Annotated in this window: 23 protein-coding genes; 9 read left to right on the top strand and 14 right to left on the bottom strand. The window is 32.3% G+C overall.

Features of this window, described 5'->3' with window-relative positions; all coding sequences use genetic code 11:
- Positions 1 to 80: 80 nt before the first annotated feature.
- From H6578_06550 to H6578_06560, 3 genes are all read right to left on the bottom strand, one after another.
- Positions 81 to 1,157, bottom strand: coding sequence for an ABC transporter permease (locus tag H6578_06550; GenBank protein ID MCB9226803.1), 1,077 nt, complete (start codon positions 1,155 to 1,157; stop codon positions 81 to 83).
- Positions 1,158 to 1,167: 10 nt separating this feature from the next.
- Complete coding sequence (locus H6578_06555) at positions 1,168 to 2,502, bottom strand: DoxX family protein (GenBank protein ID MCB9226804.1); 1,335 nt, start codon at positions 2,500 to 2,502, stop codon at positions 1,168 to 1,170.
- Between the two features lie 227 nt (positions 2,503 to 2,729).
- Entirely contained in the window at positions 2,730 to 4,109 is a 1,380-nt protein-coding gene (locus tag H6578_06560; protein ID MCB9226805.1) for a T9SS type A sorting domain-containing protein, read from the bottom strand.
- Positions 4,110 to 4,926: 817 nt separating this feature from the next.
- Here H6578_06560 and H6578_06565 point away from each other — a divergent pair.
- From H6578_06565 to H6578_06585, 5 genes are all read left to right on the top strand, one after another.
- A complete protein-coding gene (locus tag H6578_06565; protein ID MCB9226806.1) occupies positions 4,927 to 6,582 on the top strand; it encodes an Ig-like domain-containing protein in 1,656 nt (551 codons plus the stop codon).
- A gap of 220 nt (positions 6,583 to 6,802) precedes the next feature.
- Positions 6,803 to 8,032, top strand: a complete 1,230-nt coding sequence (locus tag H6578_06570) for a hypothetical protein (GenBank protein ID MCB9226807.1) — start codon at positions 6,803 to 6,805, stop codon at positions 8,030 to 8,032.
- Between the two features lie 423 nt (positions 8,033 to 8,455).
- Complete coding sequence (locus H6578_06575) at positions 8,456 to 10,069, top strand: alanine:cation symporter family protein (protein MCB9226808.1); 1,614 nt, start codon at positions 8,456 to 8,458, stop codon at positions 10,067 to 10,069.
- Positions 10,062 to 10,991 (top strand): helix-hairpin-helix domain-containing protein, encoded by a 930-nt coding sequence (locus H6578_06580; protein MCB9226809.1) that lies wholly within the window; start codon positions 10,062 to 10,064, stop codon positions 10,989 to 10,991. Before H6578_06575 ends, H6578_06580 begins: the two co-directional genes overlap by 8 nt.
- Positions 10,991 to 11,524 carry an adenine phosphoribosyltransferase gene (locus H6578_06585; protein ID MCB9226810.1) on the top strand — a complete coding sequence of 178 codons (534 nt, stop codon included), beginning with the start codon at positions 10,991 to 10,993 and terminating at the stop codon, positions 11,522 to 11,524. Before H6578_06580 ends, H6578_06585 begins: the two co-directional genes overlap by 1 nt.
- A 4-nt stretch (positions 11,525 to 11,528) precedes the next feature.
- Here H6578_06585 and H6578_06590 read toward each other — a convergent pair whose 3' ends face one another.
- From H6578_06590 to H6578_06635, 10 genes are all read right to left on the bottom strand, one after another.
- Positions 11,529 to 12,080 carry a type 1 periplasmic binding fold superfamily protein gene (locus H6578_06590; protein ID MCB9226811.1) on the bottom strand — a complete coding sequence of 184 codons (552 nt, stop codon included), beginning with the start codon at positions 12,078 to 12,080 and terminating at the stop codon, positions 11,529 to 11,531.
- 19 nt (positions 12,081 to 12,099) lie between these two features.
- Positions 12,100 to 14,379 (bottom strand): TonB-dependent receptor, encoded by a 2,280-nt coding sequence (locus tag H6578_06595; protein MCB9226812.1) that lies wholly within the window; start codon positions 14,377 to 14,379, stop codon positions 12,100 to 12,102.
- Positions 14,380 to 14,425: 46 nt separating this feature from the next.
- On the bottom strand, positions 14,426 to 15,922 hold the full coding sequence (locus H6578_06600) for a helix-turn-helix domain-containing protein (GenBank protein ID MCB9226813.1): 1,497 nt from the start codon (positions 15,920 to 15,922) through the stop codon (positions 14,426 to 14,428).
- 93 nt (positions 15,923 to 16,015) lie between these two features.
- Positions 16,016 to 16,237: a DUF2795 domain-containing protein gene (locus H6578_06605; protein ID MCB9226814.1), complete on the bottom strand. Its 222-nt coding sequence runs from the start codon at positions 16,235 to 16,237 to the stop codon at positions 16,016 to 16,018.
- Between the two features lie 58 nt (positions 16,238 to 16,295).
- Complete coding sequence (locus H6578_06610) at positions 16,296 to 16,847, bottom strand: cob(I)yrinic acid a,c-diamide adenosyltransferase (protein MCB9226815.1); 552 nt, start codon at positions 16,845 to 16,847, stop codon at positions 16,296 to 16,298.
- A 221-nt stretch (positions 16,848 to 17,068) separates the two neighbouring features.
- On the bottom strand, positions 17,069 to 18,037 hold the full coding sequence (locus H6578_06615; protein MCB9226816.1) for an IS110 family transposase: 969 nt from the start codon (positions 18,035 to 18,037) through the stop codon (positions 17,069 to 17,071).
- Between the two features lie 418 nt (positions 18,038 to 18,455).
- The gene (locus H6578_06620; protein ID MCB9226817.1) at positions 18,456 to 18,707 is read right to left on the bottom strand and encodes a type B 50S ribosomal protein L31; all 252 of its coding nucleotides are present in this window, start codon (positions 18,705 to 18,707) and stop codon (positions 18,456 to 18,458) included.
- 222 nt (positions 18,708 to 18,929) lie between these two features.
- Entirely contained in the window at positions 18,930 to 19,529 is a 600-nt protein-coding gene (locus H6578_06625) for a Crp/Fnr family transcriptional regulator (protein ID MCB9226818.1), read from the bottom strand.
- A 71-nt stretch (positions 19,530 to 19,600) separates the two neighbouring features.
- Positions 19,601 to 20,656, bottom strand: coding sequence for a PorP/SprF family type IX secretion system membrane protein (locus H6578_06630; GenBank protein MCB9226819.1), 1,056 nt, complete (start codon positions 20,654 to 20,656; stop codon positions 19,601 to 19,603).
- Positions 20,657 to 20,690: 34 nt separating this feature from the next.
- Positions 20,691 to 21,605, bottom strand: coding sequence for a GNAT family N-acetyltransferase (locus H6578_06635; GenBank protein MCB9226820.1), 915 nt, complete (start codon positions 21,603 to 21,605; stop codon positions 20,691 to 20,693).
- A 36-nt stretch (positions 21,606 to 21,641) separates the two neighbouring features.
- Between H6578_06635 and H6578_06640 the strand changes: the two genes are divergently transcribed.
- The 4 genes from H6578_06640 to H6578_06655 are packed head-to-tail and all read left to right on the top strand — an operon-like array spanning position 21,642 to position 25,175.
- On the top strand, positions 21,642 to 22,022 hold the full coding sequence (locus H6578_06640; protein ID MCB9226821.1) for a RidA family protein: 381 nt from the start codon (positions 21,642 to 21,644) through the stop codon (positions 22,020 to 22,022).
- 2 nt (positions 22,023 to 22,024) lie between these two features.
- Positions 22,025 to 23,644 carry a sulfatase-like hydrolase/transferase gene (locus H6578_06645; protein MCB9226822.1) on the top strand — a complete coding sequence of 540 codons (1,620 nt, stop codon included), beginning with the start codon at positions 22,025 to 22,027 and terminating at the stop codon, positions 23,642 to 23,644.
- Positions 23,644 to 24,249, top strand: coding sequence for a hypothetical protein (locus H6578_06650; protein ID MCB9226823.1), 606 nt, complete (start codon positions 23,644 to 23,646; stop codon positions 24,247 to 24,249). The genes H6578_06645 and H6578_06650 overlap by 1 nt, the downstream gene beginning before the upstream one ends.
- Positions 24,250 to 24,251: 2 nt before the next feature.
- Positions 24,252 to 25,175 (top strand): formylglycine-generating enzyme family protein, encoded by a 924-nt coding sequence (locus H6578_06655; protein ID MCB9226824.1) that lies wholly within the window; start codon positions 24,252 to 24,254, stop codon positions 25,173 to 25,175.
- An 11-nt stretch (positions 25,176 to 25,186) separates the two neighbouring features.
- On the opposite strand, the gene H6578_06660 is transcribed toward H6578_06655, so the two are convergent.
- Positions 25,187 to 26,293 carry a PD40 domain-containing protein gene (locus H6578_06660; protein ID MCB9226825.1) on the bottom strand — a complete coding sequence of 369 codons (1,107 nt, stop codon included), beginning with the start codon at positions 26,291 to 26,293 and terminating at the stop codon, positions 25,187 to 25,189.
- Positions 26,294 to 26,297: the final 4 nt, after the last annotated feature.

The raw sequence follows: 26,297 nt of genomic DNA on the forward strand, positions 1-26,297 counted from the left end.
TATTGTTTAGTTTTAAGGGATTCCCAAATAATTTCTCCGTTTTACTGCGAAATTTTTGAGAATGACGATTTTGATTTTGTTTATTCGTTCAAAACTATTCTTGGATCTAATTTGGTGTACAATACATCTACAATAATATTTACCAAAACAAAAAATGAGGCAATTAACAAAACAGCTCCCATTATTACAGGAAAATCAAACATGGTAAGGGCATAAACGGTTTCGTAGCCTAAGCCTTTAAAATCAAAAATGTACTCAACAAAAAAAGCTCCTGCCAATAATGCCGCAAACCAACCTGTAATGGACGTTACCACAGGATTTAGTGCATTTCTTAAAGCGTGTTTTACTATAACCACACTATTTTTTAATCCTTTAGATTTTGCTGTGCGTATATAATCTTCTCTAAGCACGTCAAGCATACTGTTTCTTGTAAGCTGCAAAATTATAGCCACAGGACGAATACCTAAAGCTATTGTTGGTAAAATCAAATTTTTCCAGTTTATAAAATGTTCGCCATAGTCATTAATATCAAACAAGGACCCTGTTATATTTAAGTGGGTATAATTGCCCAAATAATAACCAAAAAATATAGCCAACAATAATGCTGAAAAATAGCTTGGAATAGAAATGCCCAACACAGAAATTGACAATAAAAAATTATCTATCCATTTATTGTGATTTAAAGCGGCTATTAAACCAAAAGCTATTCCAATTAAAGATGCTAAAGTAATGGCAGTAATAGCCAAAATAAGCGTAGGAAGTATTTTTTTAGCAAGAATTTGTAAAACAGGTTTATCGGTTTGATACGACCTACCAAAATATGGCTGTTTCAGTACTAAACTTTTCTCTTTGCCTTTTATAATGTTTATATAATTATAATTGCCACTCAGCAAACTCAGCGGAGCTTTTTTATCTGTATGGCTTTGAATAGAAACAGGAGATAAATCGGATAAATAAAACCAAAAGCGGACAATGGGAGAATGGTTTAACCTCAATTTCTCTTTAGTAGCCTGCAAAGTTGCTTCATCGGTATTTTGCCCTACGCTTAGTTGCTCTGCACTTACCGGAATAACATTAAGTAATAAAAAAATAATAACAATAACACCCAATAAAACTAAAGCTCCGGCAATGCTTCTTTGAAATAAGAACTTTAGCATAAATGTGTTGTTATTGGTTAATTAGCTTTACTAATTCTTCAGTACTTGGCAGGTGATTATGATGCCATTTGCCTTTAACCACACCATTTTTAAGCAATACTAAACCGGGGTTAGCTCGCACTACGGTTTTAATAAAAGTTTCATCTGCCTGATACATAGGGTAGCTAATTTGATACTCGTGTCTAAATTCTTCTGCTTTTTCAAAATCCTCTGCCATAAAAGCATACATCTGTAGTCCTTTCTCGTCTGCTAATTTTGAAATCTCATTAAGTCTTTTCCACGATTTCTTTTTGCTTTTATCTAAACTTTTAGAAAGCACCCAAAAGCTATAATCTTCATTAAGCAATACATCGTCAGTTACTTCAAAATCTTCTGCATCAAAAGCGGCAAAGTTGGATATTTTAGCCGGTACACCTGCTTCTAATACTTTGTTATCTTGTTCATTGGTAAATACCCACGTGCTATCGGCTTTGTATTTTGCGTATTCATCCATAGTAACACGCTTAGTTTCTCCCGTGGCTTTATTTTCAAAAATAAAACCATAATCTAATTTATCGGGTATTTCTATTCGCAATTCATTAATATCATTGCCTATTTTATAGGGTCTAAAATCTACCATTGGCAGTCCCCATAAATAATTGCTAAAGCAAAATAATAGGAAAATTATAGCTGTTCCGGAAATTTTTATCCAACCGAAAAATTTGCCAAAAAACGGCTGAATATTTTTGCTTAATAGAAACAACGCTGCCAATACAAACAATAAAAAAACATCTTTTATAAAAGTAACTTTAGGTTCTAATTTTAAGAAATCGCCAAAACAACCACAGTCGGTTACTTTCATTTGTAGTTTGTCATACTCTACAAATACAGGTATTTGCTCGCCTGCGGCTTTTAGTGTAGCTCTTGTAGCAGAATCGTAAAAATCCGGATTAATATACCCTGTTAAATAAGTGAAACCTGTAAGCACGGTAAAGAAAACCATCATGGCGGCAGTTAGCCCAAGTGTCCATTTCTTTTTAAAACCAATAATTAAAGCAACGCCTAAAACTATTTCAAGCACTATCATAACTACGGCTAAGAAAGTACTCATGTTGGCTAACCAATCAAAACTAAACCCTGCAAACTGGGTAAAAGCATTAAAATAGTCTTTCATTTTGTATGAAGTACCAAGGGGGTCTATTGCTTTAACCACACCAGAGAAAATGAACAAACAGCCTAATGAGTTAACTAAAATTTCAGTAATCCAGCTTTTAGGTTTTAAGAAAAAAGATTTAAAGTAAGACATAACAATGCCTGCTACTAAAGAACCACCAAAAACTTTTAAAACGGGTAAATAAATTTCCATAATGTTTATTTTGCTAACAAATATATTGATAAAATAGACACCCTAAAAATAGCAAGATAAATTAACAGCAAATTAACTAAAATGAATAGTAGTTGGAGTTGAACGTTTTGAATAAACGCAGGTAGTGGTTTCTTACATAAAAATAAATATAAAAAATTAAATTATAAAATCACGACAGAAATAAACCTTTCTCCGCTATTGCATTTATTTGTTGTTAGCTATAGATTTTAATATTTAATAATCTTCAAGTTTTCAATGCAATTATTTGGAAAAGAAATAATGTAAGTGCCACTAGCCAAATTGCTTATATCAATTTCATTTTCTATATAGTCGCTTATAACTAATCTACCCAAACCATCATACAAATTATATTTTAATTTTGAAGTTACAGTTCTGTTAACAAATAAAATATCAGTTGTTGGATTAGGATACAGAGTCAAATTATCGTTTTCGTTTAAAACCGTAAATTCTCTTTGTTCTTTACACTGATTATTTACAACTTCTAAACTATATGACCCAAATTCACTTATTACTATTTGTTCTCCGTTAAAAACATTGTTATTTAACTTAAGAACATTATTAGAATGATATGGAATATCTATATCAATCGTAATTGGTAAGTCATCTTTGCCACATAATAGAATAGATTGAATTTTGTTTATAGTGTCAAGTTTATACAAATAAAACGAATCTCTAACTGAGCATTGCTCGTCAAAATATTCAATAGAATAATCTCCAGAGTTTTTGAAGGTTTTGATTTTATTAGTATCATTGTCAAACCATTTAAATGAATAAGGGTAATCTGATAGATTAATATTTAAAGTGTCACTACTACAAATTACCAATGAATCATTTTGGAAACTAAAACTGTTTATTTGGCATTTATCAATAGTAACTAAATCAATATAAATAAGTGCTCCTGGTCTACAGGCATTACAATTTTGAATTTGAATTTTCTCAGTATTGTTATCTGATTTAAAGTTACCAATGATTAAATCTTTCTCATTTCCACTAGCTTCATAATAAAATTCTACTTTCTTCCATCCATCTATATGGTCTAAATTCTCACCATCATACATTTTGTATGGAAAAGAATAAAAATTATATGGTTTAGGATTGTTGGGGTCAAACGGATTATTAAGTAGTTGATCTTCTAGCTCATAAGGGCTAAAACCTATTCCAAAATCATTTGAGATAAAATTTTCTGTAGCAGAAATTTTAACATAAAAAGATATTTTATATAATGAGCCATTTTCTAAATTATTTTGCAAACGAGTATATATAAATTCTCTCCATTCTTCTATCTCATTGTCAAACAACCTTATTGCTGCCAAATAATCTCCAGAGAATGGTTTAACAGGCTCCAATTCAAAGTTACTTAATGCATTACTGACAATTGTTCCTAAATAAAGAGAACTTCCTAAGCACTCATTCTCTTTAAATAACTGACAAGTTCCAAATCCTCCCCAAGTATTTGAAAGAGTATGTAGTCCATAATCACAATCTTCTCCTGTTTTATTATTTTCAAAATCACCATCCAATATTAAATTTTGAGAAAAAATTAAAAATGGCAAATAAAATGAAAGCATTAAAATTATCAATCTCATTTTTCTTTCTTTAATTTATGCACAACTATTAGCTAAAAAGTCGTTTTAATGCTTTTTAGCGTTTGTTTCTACCTTTTATCGGTAAACAAGTAGCTAAGTTAGCGAATTCTCATTAGAATGTAAATTATTTTTACCATATATTATTAACAAGATGTAAACCTGCAAAAAACAAAATCTTTTTCGCATGGTCTATAGGGGTGACGTACCATTTTTATGTAAAGTTTAGAACCTTCAAAAGGTTCTGAACTTTGTGTTTTTTTTACCTCTTATAAACCTGAGTTCGGTTAATATTTATGGAACAGAACGCTTGATGGTAGTGAGATACAACTAAAAATACTGCACACATAGCGGGCTATATGCCATAGGCAGACAAGTTCTGAAAGTATTTTTAGGAAGTAGATTGCTACCATGAAGCGTTAATGAATAAAAAAATAGCATAAAAAGACTTTTTTTTATGCTATTGCTCATTGCTAAAATAAAAAATGCTTCGTTGTGAAATCTTGATTTATCCCGATAAATCTTCACTTCCACGCCTTGCCTTTTTCATTTTATTCAATGCCTGTTCGTATAAATATTAATCTAACTCAGGTTTTAAGCTAAAAGTGGAATCGGCAGGGATGCCGACCACAAGGGGAAAAATCTGTTTCGCTTAGTAAATACCTCTCACATTTTTAATGAAACACCACTAAAACGCCTGTAAATAAAGCATTTATAAGCATGTACCCCTTTTTGTACCCCCTTCATTTTTAGTTAATTACATCATGCTAATTAAGTTTGCGTCTGCTTGATTGATTAATAACCTTTAAAATAAATAAACATGAAAAAAACAATACTTAGCACCCTTATTTTAGCAATAGCAAGTTTAACAAGCTTTGCTCAAATTGTAAACATCCCCGATGCCAATTTTAAAGCCTATTTGGTAGGTAACTCAAGTATCAATACAAACAGTGATACAGAAATACAAGTAAGTGAAGCTACTGCTTATACAGGTGCAATTGATTGTAATTCTCTAAGTATTTCAGACTTAACCGGAATAGAATCTTTTATTAATATAAGTGAACTATACTGCGTTGGCAACAATTTATCTACTCTAAATGTTAGCCAAAACGTTAACTTAACTATGTTATATTGTAATAGTAATAATTTAACTTCCCTTGATTTAAGTCAGAATACTTCTTTAACTGAGCTAAGTATTGCATTCAACAGCTTTACCGCAGTTGATATAAGTAATAACACACTTTTATCTAAATTTTATTGTAGCCATAACAATCTTTCAGGTCTTGATGTGAGTCAAAATATAAATTTAACAGAACTTGGATGTGAGTATAACGCTATAAACACACTTGATCTGAGTCAAAATACAAATTTAATACAGCTAACGTGCCACTACAACAGTATTATTAGTTTAGATGTAAGCCAAAATACAAATTTGGGTAATCTAACATGCCATCACAATAACATAAGTTCCTTAGATGTAAGTCAGAATACGGCTTTATATACACTGCGTTGCCAAAATAACGATTTAACTATGCTAAAAAGTATAAACACTTCCACATTAGTAAATTTAAATGCTACTGTCAATCCCAATCTAACTTGTGTTGAAGTGGATGATGTTGCCGCAGCAAATGCTAATTTAAACTACGTTATTGATGCCACAGCAAGTTACAGCACCAACTGTGTAATATTGGTAAGCTCAATAACTGTACAAGGTCAAGGTGGAGCAAGCACTATTACTACCAATGGCGGTACACTACAAATGGAAGCTACAGTATTGCCTACAAATGCTACCGATGCCACTTATACTTGGAGTATAACTAATGGAACAGGCTCGGCTTCTATAGATGCTAATGGTTTACTTACTGCTTTAACTAACGGAACGGTAACTGTAACAGCTACTGCAAATGACGGTTCGGGAGTTACGGGCGATGCAGTTATTACTATTTCTAACCAAATTGTATTGGTAAATTCCATTTCTGTACAAGGTCAAGGTGGAGCAAGCACTATTACTACCAATGGCGGTACACTACAAATGGAAGCTACCGTTTTGCCCGCTAATGCCTCTGATGATACTTACACTTGGAGTGTAGCTAACGGAACAGGCTCTGCCACAATAGATGCTAATGGTTTATTAACTGCTTTAACTAACGGTACGGTAACGGTAACAGCTACTGCAAATGACGGTTCGGGAGTAAGCGGAACTAAAGACATTACTATTAGCAACCAAGGAACAGCTATTAAAGATATAGCTTTTAAAGGATTAAGCCTATATCCTAATCCTACAAATGACGTAGTAAACCTAAAAGTGGATGAAAAATTAACTTCATTACTATTGTATGATTTAACAGGAAAAACAGTTAAAACTTTTAGTGCAAATAACACGCAATTAAACGTATCAGACATTCAACAAGGCATTTATTTCTTAGAGCTTAAAAATGAAGAAAAACGCTCTGTAGTTAAACTAATAATAGACTAAACAATTACTAACCAAAATAACCTGACTTGAATGCAACCTGTCAGTTATACTATCAGTTTAGACTATTTTAAACTACCAATTTGTATAAAATTAAGCAATACAAACACAATTTTAAAAACTAAGAGTCCGTTTTTTGATTATGAAAATTAGCAAAACCTTTTTAATACTACTCACGTTTCTCCTTATTGTATTATTTGAAAGCAAGGTTAAGGCATGTAGTATGTATAAAATTACAGCAGATGGCAAAACAATGGTTGGTTGCAATGAAGATGCCTGGAGAACTACTTCTAAAATTTGGTTTGAAAATGCAAAAAATAAAAATGAATTTGGTGCTGCTTTTACCGGGTCAAGACAAGTATCTAACAGTAGAACTGCTCCACAATCGGGAATGAATGAAATGGGGCTCACGTTTTCGCGTTTAGGTGCATATTACCCTAAACAAGATAATCCATTTTTAAGTAGAAATAAAATTACAGATGAAGTAAATTACTTAACAGATATACTGCATAAATGTGCAACAGTTGAAGAAGTGAAAGACTACATTGACCAATACGACCATAGTTTTTTTTACGACCATGTTTTTATATATATTGATAGCACAGGAAAATATATAGTTGTTGAGCCGTACAAGATTATAGAAGGTAATGATGAAAATTATGTGTTATCTAATTTTTGTCCTTCCATAACAGATAATAAACAAGCAAGAAAATTTAATAGATATAAAAATGGAGAAGATTTTCTAAATACCCATCAAGTAGTTCCTACATTAGATTATTGCACAGCCCTTTCAGACACCATGCACGTGTGTAGAAGTAGAAATGGAGACGGTACGCTACTTACTTCTATTTGGGATTTAAAAGACGGATTAGTCAATCTATATTTTTATCACAATTACCAATCCACTATTCAATACAATTTAGCCGAAGAATTAGCAAAAGGCAATCATACTTTAAGTATTCCGGAATTATTTCCAACAAACAAAGAATTTGAAAGGCTACAAAATTATAAGACTCCACTAACTACTCCTCTGCTTAGAGTTTCGCTTGTAATATTGGGTGGTTTTTTAACTTTTTTTGCTTTGCTCATAGGTGTTCACATCATCAAAAATAAAAATAAGGATATTTCTACAAAGGCTTTAATCTTTTTATCTGCAATGAATTTATTATTAACGGCTTATCTGTTTGTTTTAGCTACCAATTTGTACATCTACTATTTTGATGCTCCATACAAACATTACAGTTCAAATTTAATTAGTGCTTCATCATACACTCCCTTTTTGCTACTCTTAATTATTGTTCCCGTTATTTTATATACAATAAAACAGTTAAAATCAGCCAAAACAAAAAGATGGATAAAAGCCCTATTAATTTCTAACAATCTAATATATATAATGCTTATTGTCAGCTTTGCTTATTGGGGATTATACAGTTTTTGGAATTATACCGTTTAGGAATATATAATATTCTAATATCGGATTCGCATTGAAAAAGAGGGATAGCCACTCAAGGAAATGAGATTGCTACAAAAATTACTCCTCCGTCATAATTTTTTCGCAATAACGTACGGAAGTTGATTGTATTCGTGCCACGACTTGAAGTCATGGCACGAGTATAACCAATGCACGTCTTTGCGAGTGAGGCACGAGCGAAGCAATCTAAACCTGAGTTCGGTTAATGGATACCCCGCTTACAAACTTAAGGTGCACTTTTAACTGATCTTAATCAAAAATAAATTGGTAAATAATTTAATACAAATATCCGAAATGAACGGAATTATAGAAATATAAACAGATAGTTATTAATAATTAAATTAACAGTAGTTTAACATATCTCTAATATTTTCTTATTTTAGCACCTCTTTAATAAAACACCTTATGAAAAAACTAATTACTTTAATTTTTACTCTAAGTATTTTTACCCTAAATTTTGCACAAGAACACGTAGGTTTAGACAGCAAAATAGATGAACTTTTTGGAATAGCTACGGGGTGGTTTGTCAAATTTATTTTTTGGCAAATTCCTATTAGCGAAGGTGTAGGTTTAAACTGGGTTTTAATTCCATTAATAGTGGGAGCTTTATTTTTTACTTTATACTTTGGGTTTCCCAATATCAGATTTCTTCCTTTGGCTATAAAAACCATTAGAGGAGATTTTGAACATGTAGAAACAGACCCTAATCAGCCCAATATTTCTGAAAGAGACAACCCTGATACGATAAGAATAGAAGGAACACATGGCGAAGTAACTCATTTTCAAGCCTTAACGGCAGCTTTGAGTGCCACGGTAGGCTTAGGAAACATTGCAGGAGTGGCGGTAGCCGTGGTGGTAGGTGGAGCCGGAGCCACTTTTTGGATGATAATTGCCGGATTGCTGGGTATGTCTTCAAAATTTGTGGAGTGTACTTTAGGGGTAAAATATAGAGAACGCAACCACCATACAGGCACTATTTATGGCGGACCTATGTATTATTTAAGCAAAGGAATGTCGGATAAAGGCTTTAAAAGTTTTGGTAAAGTTTTAGCAGTTGCTTTTGCCATTTTGTGTATAGGTGGTTCGTTTGGTGGGGGCAATATGTTTCAAGCTAATCAAGCTTTTGAAATATTTAGAAACGTAACAGGCGGACATGAAAGTTTTATAGCCGGTAAAGGGTGGATTTTTGGTATAGCTATGGCATTACTTGTAGGAGCTGTTATTATTGGAGGTATTAGAAGAATAGCCCAAGTTACAGAAAAAATAGTTCCTTTTATGGCGGTAATTTATGTAGGTGCAGCCTTAGTTATTATTTTTATGAATATTAAATTAGTTCCAGAAGCTGTGAGTGCCATAGTAACAAAAGCTTTCTCTCCTACAGCCATTACAGGTGGTTTTTTAGGCGTATTAATTCAAGGATTTAGAAGAGCAGCATTCTCAAACGAAGCAGGTGTAGGAAGTGCGGCTATTGCCCACTCTGCTGTAAAAACAAAATTTCCCGCCAGCGAAGGATTAGTAGCTTTGCTTGAGCCATTTATTGATACCGTAGTAATTTGTACTATTACCGCTTTAGTAATTGTAATAGGAAATTTAGAAGGATTTTATCAGTTTGGCGGTTCAGACGGTGGCACTTTAATAGCAGGAACAGAAAAAGTTTTATCGGGTGTAGAATTAACCAACTATGTTTTTGAAACCAATATTCCAAATTTCCAGTACATTCTTACGGGTGCCGTAGTTTTATTTGCGTTTAGCACCATGATTAGCTGGTCGTACTACGGACTACAGTCGTGGACATATTTGTTTGGTAAAACAAAAAATACCGAATTGACTTATAAAATTCTTTTTTGCGTATTTGTAGTTATAGGTGCCGCTGCAAAAATGGGAAATGTATTGGATTTTTCCGATGCTATGATTTTTGGAATGATGGTACCCAATATGATTGGATTGTTATTTTTATATCCTAAAGTGAAAGAAGAATTGGAACTTTATATTAAAAAAATAAAAGAAAAACGTGTTTAAATTCTTTAAAGAATATTTTAATTTAAGTAATAATGAGCAGCGAGGCGTTATAGCTTTACTGCTCATTATTATTTTAGTGTTTATTGCACCTAAATTATTCACACTTTTCAAACCTGCCGAAGAAATACCTGCTGATAACACCAAAATTTTAGCACAGTTTAATACTCCGCAAGACAGTACAGAAATAGATGCTTTTAATGAAGAAATAGAATCATCTGCCTCATCTCAAAAGCTCTTTCCTTTTAACCCAAATACTGTTAGTAAAAATCAATTAATAGAACTTGGTTTTACAGAAAAAACAGCTTCTACCCTGCTTAATTATAGAAACAAAGGCGGAAAATTTTATAAAAAAGAAGACTTAAAAAAGGTGTATGGCGTTTCGGATAATTTATATAATGACCTTAAAGATTATATTGTTTTAGACAATAAAAAAGTAGAAAAAATCACCGCTGCAACAGAGCATAAAAACGAAACCACAGCAGAAAAAACCAAGGAAAAAGAAACTTTAGAAAGTAGCAATGAAAAAATATACGTAAACATAAATACTGCCGATTCTACAGAATTAAGGAAAATAAAAGGTATAGGAGCTGTTTTTGCCGGCAGAATAATAAAATACAGAGATTTGCTGGGTGGATTTAATAATAAAGAGCAACTTTTAGAAGTTTATGGAATGAAGCCGGAAATGTATGAAAACATTGCTCCACAGGTTTATACCAATGGCAAAATAAAAACAATAAATATTAATAAAGCAGATTGGAAAACATTGAAAAACCATCCTTATCTTAGTACCGAAAAAGCAAGTATTATTAGCAAATATGTTAAAACCCACGGAGCTGTAAAAAACATTAATGAAATAATAAATACTTCTATTTTTTCGCAAAGTGAAATAGATAAAATAACACCTTATTTAAGTATAGAATAATGACCTTAGAAAAAAAATTAAAAAGCATAATCAGAGATGTTCCCAATTTCCCAAAAGAAGGAATAGTTTTTAAAGATTTAACTACCGTTTTATTAAATCCCGAGCTAACAAATGAAGTGGTAGATGCTTTAGCCAATGCTATAGAAGAAAAACCCGATGCTATTACGGCAATTGAAAGCCGAGGTTTTTGGTTTGGTACATTGATAGCTCAAAAGCTGGGTGTGCCGTTTATTCCTTTAAGAAAAAAAGGAAAGTTGCCTGCCGAAACTGAAAGAATAGAATATAATTTGGAATATGGCTCAGCAGTAATTGAAATACACAAAGGACATATACAAAAAGGCTGGAAAGTGATGATACACGATGACTTGTTAGCCACGGGCGGAACCGCCATAGCTGCTGCCAAGCTTATAGAAAAAGAAGGAGGCATAGTGCACTCCTTCAATTTCCTAGTAAACCTTAGTTTTTTGGGTGCATCTGCTGTTATTAACAAAGAATACCCAAAAGTACCTGTTAGTAGTATAGTTACGTTTTAGTTTACTATTGTACTACTACATTAAAAGTAACTTCAATATCTGAAGCTCCTCCTGCATTAGTAATATCTCCTGCCGAAACACCGGAAGCACCTTTGTCTGGTTGATGTCTAAGTGTTACCGTTAAAGTACCATTGCTTGCTACTCCTGTTGTAGCTGTATTAGATAAACCTATTGGTTTCCCATTTTCATCTGCATCATTATAGCTAAAATTTAAGTTTAAACCACTGCTTTTTTCAAAGAAAAACTGGTGGTCTACAGCTTCTTCCTGTATCTCCGCAGTAATATTATCGGCTGGCGATTCACTTTCATTTAAAACGCTAAGTGCTACGGTGTAAGATGCATTAGCTGCTAAATTATCTGCTGTAATTACAGGTGCATCTCCCCCATCTCCATCTAAATCTTGAAACAATAATGTACTAACTGCTCCACTTTGCGTATTAGTAAAATCAACTTTCAGTGTTGTTATTAGTTCTTCATCATTGTGTTCATGTGGGTCTTTTTCGCACGAAGCCAATAAGACTAAAAAAACGGTTGCTGTAATAAAAAATTTTTTCATGTTATTTATATTTATTTGGTTAAAAATCAATTTTAGTTCTAAGTACCAGTTGTGTACCTATTTCATCGGCATAATATCTCCAGCGGTTTAAATAATTTCTGTATGATGTATTTAAAATATTATCGGCTTCAAGTTGCCACATTAATGAGGTTTTTTTCATTCTTATTTTACCTCCTACAGCTGCGTTTAATAAGGTATATCCTTTAGGAGCATCTACAAAATCAAACTGTGGTGTTCTAATTTGCTGCCAAACATTTTTAACGCCCACCTCTACTTGCATTTCATGTTTTTTTATAGGAAAACTATACTGCAAAGCATTTTCTAAATAATCGGCAGGCATAAAGGATAAGTTGTTATCGTTATCTAAATTTTTGCCTCTAACAATAGCACTTTTCAATTTCCACACTAAATTTTGATAAACATGAGTTTGCATACCTATATCAAAACCCCATATTTGAGCTCTTGAAGCTTTAAAATTATAGACGGGAAAAGCTCCTCTTATGGTTAATTCTACATTTTGCTGCAATACCAAATCTATATAATTAAAGAAATATTGATAATATGGACTTAATTCTATACTAACTCTATTGGGTTTTGAATAAGTAAAACTTGTAGAAAAAGATAAAAGTTGCTCATTTTGTATAGTGCTATCTCCTCTTTCTATTGCTGCTGCTCCGTGGTGCAATCCATTGCTATATAGTTCGTTAATTTCTGGAGAACGCTTAACATAAGCTAAGTTTAACCGCCATTGTGTATTTTTAAAAACAGAATAATTAAAGCCTACATTTGTAGAAATATTATTAAAAGTATGTTTAGGATTTTTTACTACTTTATTATCGTAATATTTAGCAGATAAAAACTCTAATTCATATCTTAACCCTAAATCAAAAGTAATTTTATTAAGCTCATAACTATTAATAAAGTATGGTGCTATTTTGTTTCTTAAATAATTAGGTATAAGAGGCTTAACATTCAATTCAGGACTATTAAAATTGGAAGTATTTTCGTATTGCATACCAATATTATATTTCCATTTTTTTATTTCATTTTCATAATCGGCAGAAAAATTATTGCTCATCATATTTAAAAACAAAGAAGGTTTTTCTGAGCTTCTACGCACGTCATATTCTTTCCTTTTGTTGTATTGAAAATTGTAGGTTAAAGTCAACTCCCCTTTTTCAAGAAACTGTTTATGAGATAAATTAAGCGTATGGTGCATTACATTTTGATACGGTTTATTAATTTTATAGCTGAAATTGGGCTGTGTAGCAAAAGGCTCGTTTCTATGAAATGCTTCTTGCAAATCTGTAGTGTTGCCTATATGCGAACCGGCTAAAATCCCTGTGTTTAAGTAATAAAATTTATAGCTTAATTCCGTTATAAATTTACTTTTAGTAATACCTAACTGTACCGATGTCCCTCCCGATTCCATACCTGTGTTGGTTAAATAATAGTTGGGCGTTTTAGTATCGCCAGCCCTTGTATAGCTCCCTTGAACTCGCCACTTAAAAATATCCGATTTTTTTATTCCTCCTTCTAAAGTAAGGCTGTTAGACAGTTTTAAACCATTTAAAAATCCGGCAAAATTATAATTGCCATGCACGTGCTTATCTGTAGGTAGGTGCTTATCATTTAAAAGTATAGCTCCTGCCATTGCTCTGGTAGAATATTTTAAAGCCGAAGCTCCTTTAATTATGGTAATATCATTAACAGAAAAAGGATCAATTTCCGGAGCGTGTTCTATCCCCCAATTTTGCCCTTTTACGGCAAAACCATTGTTTATAATATCTATTCTATTGCCAAACAAACCATGAATCATAGGTTTGCTTATTCCGTTTCCTGTTTCTACATTATTTACGCCAGTTACACCTTCTATTACTTTTCCTAATGATTCGCCCGATTTTCTATCTATTAATTCCTTTTTCAACTGAACATTTGAAGTACTGTTGGCAGCATTTGAATTTCTCTTTTTAGATACGGTTATTGTTTCAAGCAGTTCTGCATGATGCTCCATTTTTATGGTAATAAATGTATCTTTTTTTATGGTTGTGTAAAATTGCAACTGCTCGCATCCCAAATGATTAACCGTAATATGGTACGAACCTTCGCATACGTTTTCTAACTGAAAAAACCCATTTTCATCAGAATAAGTAAAATTATTTCCTTCGCCCAAAACTATAGATGCAAATTCAAGATTTTCATTGTCATGATTATCTATAACCTTGCCTTTTACAACTATATTACAGTTTTGGCTTACTAAAGAAAATGGCAATATTACTAAAATGAAAAGGTATTTCACTTTGCAAATGTAATAATTAATGCAACAATGTTGCATTAAAGAGTGTTTATTTTTTCAAAAAGTTCTGAATATTGCGGTTTAAGTTCTGCACACGCTGTTTTCTTTGATAAATTGAAGCGGTGGCGGCACGCTGTTTACAGTCTGCAATAGCACACATTTCACAGTTTTCATTAACTTTTTTAATTTTTATGTCTTTATCCTGTGCAAAAGCAATTTTTGGGTTGAAAATTTTATCTATATAAATTCCTACGCTAACACTGGTGCTAAATCCACTAACAGGGTACATAGGACGAGCCACCGAAATAATAAAATACTTATCTCTGCTATCGTAATAATCTGATATTTGAGCATCAATTACTACGGTATCTACATCGTTTGTTTTTTCCATTTTAGCTTCTAATTCTTTAATAGATTGTACGCTAACCCACCTTCTGCAATAGTGTAGCTCTTTGCTTATAGCATGCGGATTGTGCAGTCTGCCCAAATGCAATTCTTTTGTTATATTAAAACTATCTCTTTCTTTTGGCTTAGAAAGACGGAGGAAAAACAAGGATTTTAGATTGAAAAAAGTAGGTAAAATATTCGTCAAACGGTGCATATACATTTCGGCAGAAACACCTAAACTATCTATCATTTTTTCAAATAATGCAGCATCCCATTTAGTTTTGCTAAAAAAAACTTTTAAATCTTCAACCATTTTTTCTTCTGGTAATAACAAAGCTGTAGCAAAATATGAAGCTTGAAAATTATTAAATATTTCAGAAAAACCTGCACCGTTAAAAAAAGTAGTAACTAAAGGTCGTGGCTTCAATTTCATAAAATTAAAAGCAATTTCTCTTCCCAATACAAACAATAATTGATGCTCGTTTAAATCTTTATTCAAATAGAGAGTATTTCCTTTACATACCGAACGAACATTTTGAATATCGTTGGGCAAAATGTCAAATTTATAATTATACTCCTCAATCAACAAAGATTTCAAGACAGAACTTTCAATTTTTATATTCAATGATAAATGGTGAGTACTTCTAAAATTGTTTGCTTGATGCTCAATTTCTTTAAAATAATTATCTTCTAACTCTTGATAAGATCGCAATACAGAAAAATAAAAATACTCCGTTTCCATATCATGATTACGAGCTATTTCAATAATTGTATTTAAAAAGGCACTTATTTTTGTTGGTGAATTGGATAAAACATCTATAATGTTATTCAAATCTAAACCCAATAAATCTAAGGGGAGCTCGGAAAGTATATTTGTTTTTAACAGCAATTCAAAAGAAGCATATTCTTTAGGAAGTTTTAATGAGGTAAGTTCTTCTTCCTTAATTTTTAAAGCATCTGCCAATGCCAAAAGTTTATCTTTTTTGGGGTATTTTCTACCTTTTTCTATTTCGTTTAAATAAGAATTAGATAAGCCCGACTCTTTAGCTAACTCTTGAGCTGTTAAATTGAGTTTTTTTCTAAAGCTTTTAATCTTTAAACCAAGTATTATCTTTTTATTTTCTGAGCTAAGCAGGGTATTTTCGTTTTGATAAAACAAAAATAATGAATAAATGCAAAATGCAAGCCTATAAATTTTCTGCTTGAAATAATAGGCAACATTATTAAGCTACTTTATTAGTATAGTATAAGGCTAATATTCTTCTTCGTCAAAAAAGAAATCGTCTTTTGTTGGATAATCGGGCCAAATATCTTCTATTCCTTCATAAACTTCATCATCATCTTCTAATTCCTGTAGATTTTCAATAACTTCTACTGGCGAACCGGAACGTATTGCAAAATCAATTAAGTCATCTTTTGTAGATGGCCAAGGTGCATCTTCTAAGTATGTTGCTAATTCTAATGTCCAAAACATATTTTTCTTATTAATTTTAAGGCGTGCAAAGGTAATATAATTTGAACGTTTTTCCTAATTATTTATTCTTTTTAGGAAGCCATTCAATTTCATTTACACTCAATTTGCTTGCCAAAAATCTTGAAAGAACAAAAATGTAATCTGAAAGTCTATTTAAGTATTTCACTATCAATGGATTAACATTTTCTACACTACTTAAATCCACCACTATTCTTTCGGCTCTCCTACACACTGTTCTTGCTATATGGCATGAAGAAACATATTGATGTCCACCCGGTAAAATAAATTTTGTTAGTGGTTTTAGCGATTCATTCATTAAATCTATCTGTTTTTCTAAGACTTCAATGTCTTTTTCATTCACATTTTCAAAAAACTTATTTTCCTTATCTGCCGGAGTAGCCAAAAAAGCTCCTATTACAAATAAATTCTCTTGAATTTTTAGCAGTATATCGTGCTGTATCTCACCACAAACATCTTTAACTAAACCTATATGAGCATTTAGTTCATCTACCGTTCCGTAAGCATCTATTTTAATATTAGCTTTTGACATCCGTTTGCCTCCATATAAAGAAGTTTCGCCTAAATCGCCCGTTTTTGTATATATTTTCATAGAGAATTTGTTTTAAACAAAATTACTGATTGTTTTGAGGATAAACAAAATTTAGCTTAACGGGAGTTTTATTTCTCATTCTTTATTTCTCGCAAAGATGCAAAGTCGCAAAGAAAGATTATGAAATAGATAAATAGCTGGTTACTGATTTGTTTGTTTAAAATTAGAATTATCAATCGTTTTAGGTATGGGATTCCTGCTTTCACAGGAATGTTCTGTGTTTAAAAACAAGTATTTGGTTGAAAATTTTCATTATAATTTCTTTCATATTTTCCAATAGCAAATGCCTGTTTTATTAGTTTGTTAGCTATAGCTATTTTTATTACTCTCTCCGGCTTTCCTTTTTCTTTTAATCTCTTATACATTTCTATACAGCTTTTGTTGCACTTCTTGGCTGACCAACTACACAAATATAGTAGTTTCCTTATCTGTGCTTTTCCCATTTTGCAAATATGACCTTTACCTCTTACACTCGTTCCACTTTCATACTTTCTTGGACTAAAACCTACATATGCTATTAACTGCTTACTTGTCTCAAAATTCTTGAAATTATTAGTTATTACCGTCAACATTATTGCTGTCTTTCTTCCTATACCCGGTATGCTCTCCAATCTTGCTAAAGTTTCGCTATACTCTTGTTCTGACAGCTCATTCATCTTTTCTTCTAATCGTTGTTTTCTTTTCTCTAATGTTCTTATTTGTTGCTTTAATTCATGCTTTACTTCTTTGCAAATTATACCACTTGACTGAAATGCTTCTAACTGATTCTTAGTCTGTCTTATTTGCTTTTCTAATAATTCTAATGAAGTATGTATTTGCCTAAGGTGTATTATTGTTTCATCTTGTGGCTTCCATAAACTTGGCTTTTGTTCTTTTCCATATTCTGCTATCGTTTGAGCATCTTTTTTGTCTGTTTTGGCTCGTAATAGCTTCATTTGGCTATATCTTCTTATTACTAATGGATTTACTACGCTTACCTTAACTCCTAACTTATGTATATACATTGCTAATTGTAAATAATATGGACCACTGGCTTCCATCACAACACGACTATCTTCATCCATATAAGATGCTAATTCTTTAAATCCTTTAAGATTGTTTTTACAAACCTTATGATGCCATTTATTTTTTTCTTCAAATGCTACATCAAATGTTTGTTTACTAATGTCTATTCCTATAACTTTACACATAGATATTTAATTTGTGAAAAGTAATTACTACAATTTCCTATCTATCCTTAATGCAAGCTTTATGCTTCATGTTCTGTTCAGGTTTTTGTAGTAAGGGGTAAAGGGACTAACATTCCGTACGGTCTTTATGACAAATGACGAATTACAATCTTTCTCTTTACCCTTACTTTTCTTGTTAATAATTATTCAAATTTAATTCTTATCACAAACATAGGATGACGTTTTTGGGTAGTTTGGATTATAAATCTATCACGTTCGTCATCCTGATGAAATCGAGTGAAAGAAGAATAAAATAGTTTGCTTCGTTCGTGCCTCTCTCGCAAAGACGCACGCTTTGAACTCGTCTTTTAAAAACACTAAAAAACAAAGAAGCACTACGTAATGTAGTGCTTCTCTATATTCTTTACTATTCAAAAAATTATTTCTTTCTTGAGTATTTTTTGTTGAATTTATCTATTCTACCCGCAGTATCTACAAACTTCATTTTACCTGTAAAGAAAGGATGCGAAGTATTAGAAATTTCTAATTTTACTAAAGGATACTCATTACCATCTTCCCAAGTAATAGTTTCTTTAGATGGAGCACAAGAACGTGTTATAAAAGCTTCATCATTAGAAATGTCTTTAAACACAACTAATCTATAATTTTCCGGATGAATTCCTTGTTTCATATCTTTTAATTTTTAAAGGACTGCAAAGGTAGTAATAATTAATTTAACTGACAAACTTGTATGCAAAATTTTATTTAAAAGAGATTATGCCATGGTTTATTGTTTAGTCATTCGTAATTAATCATTAAAAGAATAGGAGATTGCCGCAAAAATTACTCCTCCGTCATAATTTTTTCGCAATGATGTACAGGAGGAAACATCTCTCTTCTATAGACACCCACCCTAACAGGATGAGTTATAATTCTTTTCCGCTAAACCTTTCCTTATACGGCTTAAACTTTCCGGAGTAATACCAAGGTATGAAGCTACCATAGTTTGCGGTACACGCAGCAGTATATCTGGATAAGTTTTTATAAAATCTAAGTAGCGTTCTTCGGCAGTAGCACTTTGTAGTTGCGTTATTCTCTTTTGCAGGCTTGCTATATGCTTGTGCAAAAGTTGATTATTAAAACGCATAAAATTATTGTCCGAAGCAGAAAGTTTGTCCATTAGCTTTTCTTCTATTAAAAACACTTCCGTATCTTCTAAAGCCTGTATAAAATAGGATGAGGGCTGCTTGAGATATACGCTTTCTCTATCTGCCAAAAACCATTTTTCAGGAGCAAATTGTATAATGTGTTCTTTCCCCTTATTATCTATGGAATATTGGCGAAGCAGTCCCTTTTCTACAAAGAAAGAAAATTGACTTTTCTCTCCTTCTTTTAGCAAAAACGAACCACTTTTATACAGTTTAATAGCACATTTAGATAATAATTCTTGCAATTTTTGATTATCTATATCAATGTTTGCAGATAAATATGATTGTAGTGTAAAGTGATTCATAATTGTGTAAAAATAAAAATTCCGAGCTTGATTAAAAACCCGGAATTTTAAATTTATTTCTTTAAATCCTATTAAAAATTAGGACAAAATCTTTCGTACTGTATTCTACCCGGCTCTTGATTATTATGAATATATACTACACTTATTTCAAAAGCTCCCACCGACTGACTTGCTCCTCTAAATGTAGAAGTGTTAAAATCATAACTTGCTCCTATTCTGGTATTATAAGTTTCTACGCCTACTGTAAAAATAACAGCATCGTTAGTCCATTTATCTACTCCGCCCACTAAACGTGTCCATGCTCCGGCAAAACCTTTAAACTCATCGCTAAAAGCATATTCAAAACCTGTACCTAAGTTAAGTTGCTGTGCTTGTGTTTGCATCATATACAACACGGTAGGCAATACTTTAAAATACTTTCCTACTTTTATAGATGCCCCACCATGAGCCGTATAACGCATATCTAATTTATTCTTTTTATCGCCTAAAAAAGATTCTCCCGGTCTTGTTATGTGGTTAGCTGCAAAACCTAAGTAGTAGCTAAACTTATCTGTAGCTCTTGATGAAAACAATGCTCCGGCATTCAAATCAAAATATCCAAAACTTGGAGAGTTAAAACTTGCTTCTCCATTATCAAAAAATGGATTAAATGAGTTTAGACTTCTATCAAACTGCGTTTCAAATAATAAATCGTACTGAAATATTCTTTTGTGCACATAGCCTCCTTGAAAACCCAAGGATAGTCGGCTTCTACCAAAGCGGTCAACCGATTGATGATAAGCAATAGATGCCATAGCTGCATAAGTAGCTAATGAACCATTCCCTGCTTCATCTGCATAAAACACAGCACCTACACCTAAACCATTCTCTCGTAATTTTCTTTTAAACAAAGGCATATCAAAAGAAGCAGAATAAGTATTATACGGAGCTTTTGCATTGGCAGAAGGAACAGGGAACCATTGTCCTCTATAATTGGCTGCTACTCTAAAATCTCCATTAATTAAACCTGTAAGTGCCGGATTTAAAGTTAATGGCGAAGCATAATACTGCGAAAAATGTATGTCTTGTGCATTTATTGCAAATACGCTAATTAAAAAAAATGCTATTAAAAGTATATTTTTTTTCATGCTGTCAGTTTTTCAATTGTACGCTAATCTAATATTATTTCTTGAATATACGCAAAATTTTTGGTAAATGATTTGTTTTTATTCTAAAATATTTTGCCGGCTTTGCTCCAAAAGAGGCATAAAACCTTGCTATTCCTGCTATCATAGAGCCTTCAAAATCTAAATATTTTTTTTGCCCTGCATTATATTGTATAATATGATTTAACAAAACTGCCATAGCATTTTTCTCTAATCCCTCTTTACTGCTTGATGGCAACAAGTTTATAATCCGCTGAGGATGATTTATTAAAAAATTAACCGCCAACAGTTCTCCTTCTTTATTTTTTACACCTAAAATAACACCCATTTGATATGATAACGCTTTATAAACAATTCTAAGTATGGTGTAGTAGTGTTTTTCTTTAAAACCTTTAATTTTATTTGCTGTGTGTTTTTTATAAAAATCTGCTAACTGTTCAGGTTTTACATCTGTAGCCACAAATAAACCTTCTTCTTGTGCCTTTTTTAATTTCCTCTTTAAGTTTTTTGAAAAATTTTGCTCTAAAGTTTCATAGTTATAATGTAGTTCTAATAAATAATTGTCTCTTTCTTCTCCTTTTACTGATGTAGGCGAGTAATTACTTTCGTTAAAATTTATATCTATGTACTTATATTCTTTAGGAATGGCATTATAAAACTCATCAATATTCTGCTGATTTAAAGGCATGGTAGAAAATATACCTAACTGCTGCGTAAAGAAAGGTTGATACAAATACTCAATACCCATTTTTTTACCTATAACCAAAGGCATTACTATTTTATAATTATCATAAACTATGCCTTTCCATTCTTCGCAAACATTATCTAAATACCAAGTGTAGGCATACGGCATGGCACTTATAGCAAAATGTACACAGCCATTCCATCTTTTTTCGTCAATATCTTCTCTATCTAAAATTTTTAAATCCATATATTTGCTTCAAATTTAAACCAAAACATTCTGAATATGAAAAAACAAATAATTAATACAAAAAGTGCCCCTGCTCCTATTGGTCCGTACAACCAAGCTACTAAAGCTAATGGTATGCTTTTTATAAGTGGGCAAATACCTGCCGACCCAAAAACTGGAGAATTAGTTACAAGTTCTATAGAAGATGAAACGCACATGGTAATGAAAAACCTAAAAGCCATACTAAATGAAGCTGGATTAACTTTTGATAATGTGCTTAAAACTTCTATTTTTATTTCCGACATGAATAATTTTAGTAAAATAAATGAAGTTTACGGTTCTTACTTTAGTGGCGAATATCCTGCAAGAGAAACTGTGCAAGTGGCTCGCCTGCCTAAAGATGTTAATGTAGAAATTTCTGCCATTGCCACATTTTAATTATGAAATATAGTAAAGCAATATTATTTATTACCATAATTATAATTATTGCTTTCTATGCCTGCTATCCATTGTCTATAGGCTCACTAAAATGGAGAATAAAGTGGGATAAAAACATGATAAAAGGCAAAAAAGCTTTTTTAAAAGAAACTACAACTCCCAATTCTCAAAAGCCTAATATTGTTTTAATTATAGCCGATGATTTAGGCAAATATGAAGTATCGGCTTATGAAGGTGTAGATTATATAAACACACCTAATATTGATGCCATAGGCAATGAGGGCGTTGTTTTTGAAGAAGCGTATGTTACTGCTCCCACTTGTGCTCCCTCCAGAGCGGGAATTATGACAGGTAGAGTACAAAACCGCTACGGCTACGAAACCCAAATAATGGAATACTACCCTTCTAACTTTATAGAGTATTTAACAGGCAAATTTTTAACCAATACAGGCGATTTTGTATTGCGAACGAAACCCGTTTACCCAAGGGAATGGGAAATTTTAAAACAAGGTGTGCCACCTTCTGAAATAAATTTAGCCGAAATACTAAAAAAGAATGGTTATACAACAGGCGTAACAGGAAAATGGCACTTAGGCGAATCGCAAAAACACATACCTTTAAAAAGAGGTTTTGATTATCAATATGGTTTTTACGGTGCTTTTTCTTGGTACACACCTCAAGAAGTTACTAATGGCGTAGTAAATTTTTATCATGATAATTATAGTGCTAAATATCAATGGCGTTCAGGTAGAAATGAAGGCGGAGCTATTAGAGAACAAGGCAAAATAATTAAAGAAAAAGAGTACCTCACTTTTGCTATAAAAGACAGAGCCTTAAATTTTATAGACGAAAATAAAGACAAACCTTTCTTTTTATACTGCTCATTTTCTGCTCCGCACGAACCTTTTCAAGCTCCGGTAGATTATTATGCAAAATATATGCACATAAAAGACGAAAACAAAAGGGTGTATTACGCTATGATAAGTGCTTTAGATGATGCCGTAGGCGAAATTCATCAAAAATTAAAAGACGAAGGACTTGAAGAAAACACCATTATATATTTTATAAGCGATAATGGCGGAGCCACATACACGGGAGCTACTACCAACGGGCCTTTAAAAGGTGGCAAACTTACTCAATTTGAAGGTGGCATTAATGTTCCTTTTATGATGAAATGGAAAAATCATATTCCGCAAGGTTTAAGATACACTTATCCTGTTTCCTCTACCGATATTTTTACAACTACTATTTTAAATATAGGCGGGCAACTGCCTACCGATAGAGAATATGACGGAGTAAATTTACTACCTTATTTAACTAATGAAATAGATACGCAGCCACACCAGTTACTTTTTTGGCGAGCCGACCATATTTGGGCATTGCGTGATGGAGATTATAAAATGATACTAAGTACAAAAGACGGCTGGGCTGAACTGTATAATTTAAAAACCGATAAATCGGAAAAATACAATTTAAGAGAACAAATGCCCGATCTTTTTATTACATTGTACAACAAACACAAAGAGTGGCAAAACAATTATTTACCTAAAAAACCAATGTGGCCCAGAATAATGGATCATAAATTTATTATAGATGGCAAAGAATATCTTTTCCCGGCATAATGAAAACTGTATTATTTTATATTATCCTGTTTGTTGGGTTGATAAATGTAACCCAAGCACAAAAACCTAAAATGCACTTAAAAGTTCGTTTTGGTGGTCAGATAAATAATTATGTAGAAAAAAGAGATTCTATAAAAACCGATAATTATGGCGGGTTTCAAGGTGGTTTTAGCTTTAGATTAATTCACAAAAAAAGAATGTTTGAAGTAGGTTTTGATTTTGTAAGAAATTATGTTGATTTTACTTTAGCCAAACCAAATCCCAATAATTATCAACTGCAATTAAACTCTTTTGAAATACCCTTAACATCGGGATTTTTAACGTACAAAAACCGATATTTTAGGCATTTCTTATATGGAGGTTTTGTTACCAAATTTCATGTTAAATCGCTATATTATACAAAAGGCTCTAATCAGCCTCAAGTGCTAAAACCCAAACAAAGCACACTAAGAAATCCTCATTTTTCTTTTAGGTTCGGTACTCAGTTTGATATATATATGTTTAACTTTGATGTAAACTACAGCATAGGATTAAATAATGCTACTAAAAACACATTTAGGGTTCAGTCACACAACTTAAATTTTATAGTGGGCGTACTATTTTAGTTATGAACAAGTTTTTCTTTCTATTATTAATTATTATGTTTTCTTGTAAAAGTAAATCTACAGAAAAGTATAGTAATTGGAACGATTTTAATGAAGTTCAAATGCAAAGTGTTAATTCAATAACTAACCATGAAACGCCCGATATTTCTGATATGGTTTTAATAAAATCGGACTCTTTTATAATGGGAAATGATTTTGGATATAAAAACGAAGCTCCTGCACATAAAGTTATTTTAGACGCTTTTTATATAGATAAAATGGAAGTAAGCAATGCCGATTTTGCTAAATTTATAAAAGCTACTAATTATAAAACCACTGCCCAAAAAAACTACACCATAGGAGAAGCTTTTTTTGAAGCAGGCTCATTTGTTTTTCAAGAAAAAGAAAACAATTGGTGGCATTTTGTAAAAAATATTAGTTGGAAAAATTATTCTGACGGCACATTGCCCGTAGTTCATGTAAGTTGGTATGACGCTACTGCATATTGCCAATGGAAAAATAAACGGCTACCTACAGAAGCCGAATGGGAACACACGGCTAAACAATTATATTCAAATACTATTATAAGTCAAAACAGAGCAAACACTTGGCAGGGAAATTTTCCTTTAAGAAATGATACAAGCGATGGATTTTATAATGCCGCTCCTGTAAATTTGTTTAAATCTGACACTTTAGATATATATAATTTGTACGGCAACGTTTGGGAATGGTGTGCTGATAATTATACAGAGGACTACTACTCTACTGCTCCCTTAAAAAATCCTATAAATACAAGTAATTATTATGCTGAAAAAACTATGCGAGGCGGTTCATTTTTGTGCAATGACTCCTACTGCTCCGGCTATAGACCCACTGCACGTATGTTTGCCACACCTAATTCTACCTTTGAACATGTAGGTTTTAGATGTGCTTGCAATGCTGAATAAGAGCAATAAATTTACTCCACCCAATCTACCATAAACATATTGGTATCTCTTGTGCCTCCATTGTTTCTATTAGAAGAAAACACCAAATGCTTGCCATCTGGAGAAAACATAGGAAAAGCATCAAACATACCATCGTAAGTTATTTGCTCTAAGCCTGTACCGTCTATATTTATCATGTATAAATTAAAAGGTATGGTTGTAGTTTTATGGTTGCTTGAAAACAATATTTTCTCTCCACTTGGATGAAAAAACGGTGCCCAGTTAGCTCCACCTAAATCGGTTACTTTCACTTTATCCGTTCCGTCTATATTAGCTACGTATATTTCCATATCGCTGGGTTCTACTAAATCTTTAGCCAACAAATCGGTATAGTGTTTTATTTCTTCTTCTGTTTTTGGTCTTGAACTACGCCACACTAATTTTTTACCGTCTGGCGAGAAAAAAGCTCCACCGTCATAACCTAATTCATCGGTTATTTGAATTTCTTCTCTGGTATCTAAATCTAAAACATACAATTCTAAATCGCCACTTTTAGTAGATGTATAAACTATTTTATTTTCCGTAGGCGAAACTGTTGCTTCTGCATCATAATAGTCATTATCTGTCAATTGTTCTAGTATATTTCCCTCTCTATCTGCTATAAAAAGTTCAAACTCAGTATATAATGGCCATACATATCCATTACTTTTATCCGGCTCTGGCGGACAGTTTTCATGTTTTAAATGTGTAGATGCATAAATAATGGTAGTGTCGCCACGCAAGAAATAAGAACACGTAGTTCTTCCTTTTCCTGTGCTTACCATGTTAAATTCAAAATCTTGTCCTTCGGCAGGTATATCTCCTATAAAAATCTGATCGCACATAATACTATCTTTAGGATATTTTCTTTGAAAAACTAAAGATTTTCCGTCAAAACTCCAGTATGCTTCGGCATTATCGCCACCGTAAGTAAGCTGACGTATATTTTTAAAATGTGTTTCTTGTGCATATTGCAATGAATCTTTTTTAGTACTTGCTCCCGATTTTCCATCATGCTGGTGTGTGGCTTCATTGCCCCCCGAATTTTTACAAGACATTAATAATAAAACCGATACAAATAAAATTGATAAATACTTCATTAAC

Source organism: Chitinophagales bacterium, from assembly GCA_020635995.1.
Taxonomy (GTDB): domain Bacteria; phylum Bacteroidota; class Bacteroidia; order Chitinophagales; family UBA8649; genus JAFMKE01.

What these genes read in the sequence shown, in the direction of transcription:
- H6578_06550 (MCB9226803.1), bottom strand. Translation starts at nt 1,157, where the DNA reads ATGCTAAAGTTCTTATTTCAAAGAAGCATTGCCGGAGCTTTAGTTTTA.
- H6578_06555 (MCB9226804.1), bottom strand. Translation starts at nt 2,502, where the DNA reads ATGGAAATTTATTTACCCGTTTTAAAAGTTTTTGGTGGTTCTTTAGTA.
- H6578_06560 (MCB9226805.1), bottom strand. Translation starts at nt 4,109, where the DNA reads ATGAGATTGATAATTTTAATGCTTTCATTTTATTTGCCATTTTTAATT.
- H6578_06565 (MCB9226806.1), top strand. Translation starts at nt 4,927, where the DNA reads ATGAAAAAAACAATACTTAGCACCCTTATTTTAGCAATAGCAAGTTTA.
- H6578_06570 (MCB9226807.1), top strand. Translation starts at nt 6,803, where the DNA reads ATGTATAAAATTACAGCAGATGGCAAAACAATGGTTGGTTGCAATGAA.
- H6578_06575 (MCB9226808.1), top strand. Translation starts at nt 8,456, where the DNA reads ATGAAAAAACTAATTACTTTAATTTTTACTCTAAGTATTTTTACCCTA.
- H6578_06585 (MCB9226810.1), top strand. Translation starts at nt 10,991, where the DNA reads ATGACCTTAGAAAAAAAATTAAAAAGCATAATCAGAGATGTTCCCAAT.
- H6578_06590 (MCB9226811.1), bottom strand. Translation starts at nt 12,080, where the DNA reads ATGAAAAAATTTTTTATTACAGCAACCGTTTTTTTAGTCTTATTGGCT.
- H6578_06605 (MCB9226814.1), bottom strand. Translation starts at nt 16,237, where the DNA reads ATGTTTTGGACATTAGAATTAGCAACATACTTAGAAGATGCACCTTGG.
- H6578_06610 (MCB9226815.1), bottom strand. Translation starts at nt 16,847, where the DNA reads ATGAAAATATATACAAAAACGGGCGATTTAGGCGAAACTTCTTTATAT.
- H6578_06615 (MCB9226816.1), bottom strand. Translation starts at nt 18,037, where the DNA reads ATGTGTAAAGTTATAGGAATAGACATTAGTAAACAAACATTTGATGTA.
- H6578_06620 (MCB9226817.1), bottom strand. Translation starts at nt 18,707, where the DNA reads ATGAAACAAGGAATTCATCCGGAAAATTATAGATTAGTTGTGTTTAAA.
- H6578_06625 (MCB9226818.1), bottom strand. Translation starts at nt 19,529, where the DNA reads ATGAATCACTTTACACTACAATCATATTTATCTGCAAACATTGATATA.
- H6578_06630 (MCB9226819.1), bottom strand. Translation starts at nt 20,656, where the DNA reads ATGAAAAAAAATATACTTTTAATAGCATTTTTTTTAATTAGCGTATTT.
- H6578_06635 (MCB9226820.1), bottom strand. Translation starts at nt 21,605, where the DNA reads ATGGATTTAAAAATTTTAGATAGAGAAGATATTGACGAAAAAAGATGG.
- H6578_06640 (MCB9226821.1), top strand. Translation starts at nt 21,642, where the DNA reads ATGAAAAAACAAATAATTAATACAAAAAGTGCCCCTGCTCCTATTGGT.
- H6578_06645 (MCB9226822.1), top strand. Translation starts at nt 22,025, where the DNA reads ATGAAATATAGTAAAGCAATATTATTTATTACCATAATTATAATTATT.
- H6578_06650 (MCB9226823.1), top strand. Translation starts at nt 23,644, where the DNA reads ATGAAAACTGTATTATTTTATATTATCCTGTTTGTTGGGTTGATAAAT.
- H6578_06655 (MCB9226824.1), top strand. Translation starts at nt 24,252, where the DNA reads ATGAACAAGTTTTTCTTTCTATTATTAATTATTATGTTTTCTTGTAAA.
- H6578_06660 (MCB9226825.1), bottom strand. Translation starts at nt 26,293, where the DNA reads ATGAAGTATTTATCAATTTTATTTGTATCGGTTTTATTATTAATGTCT.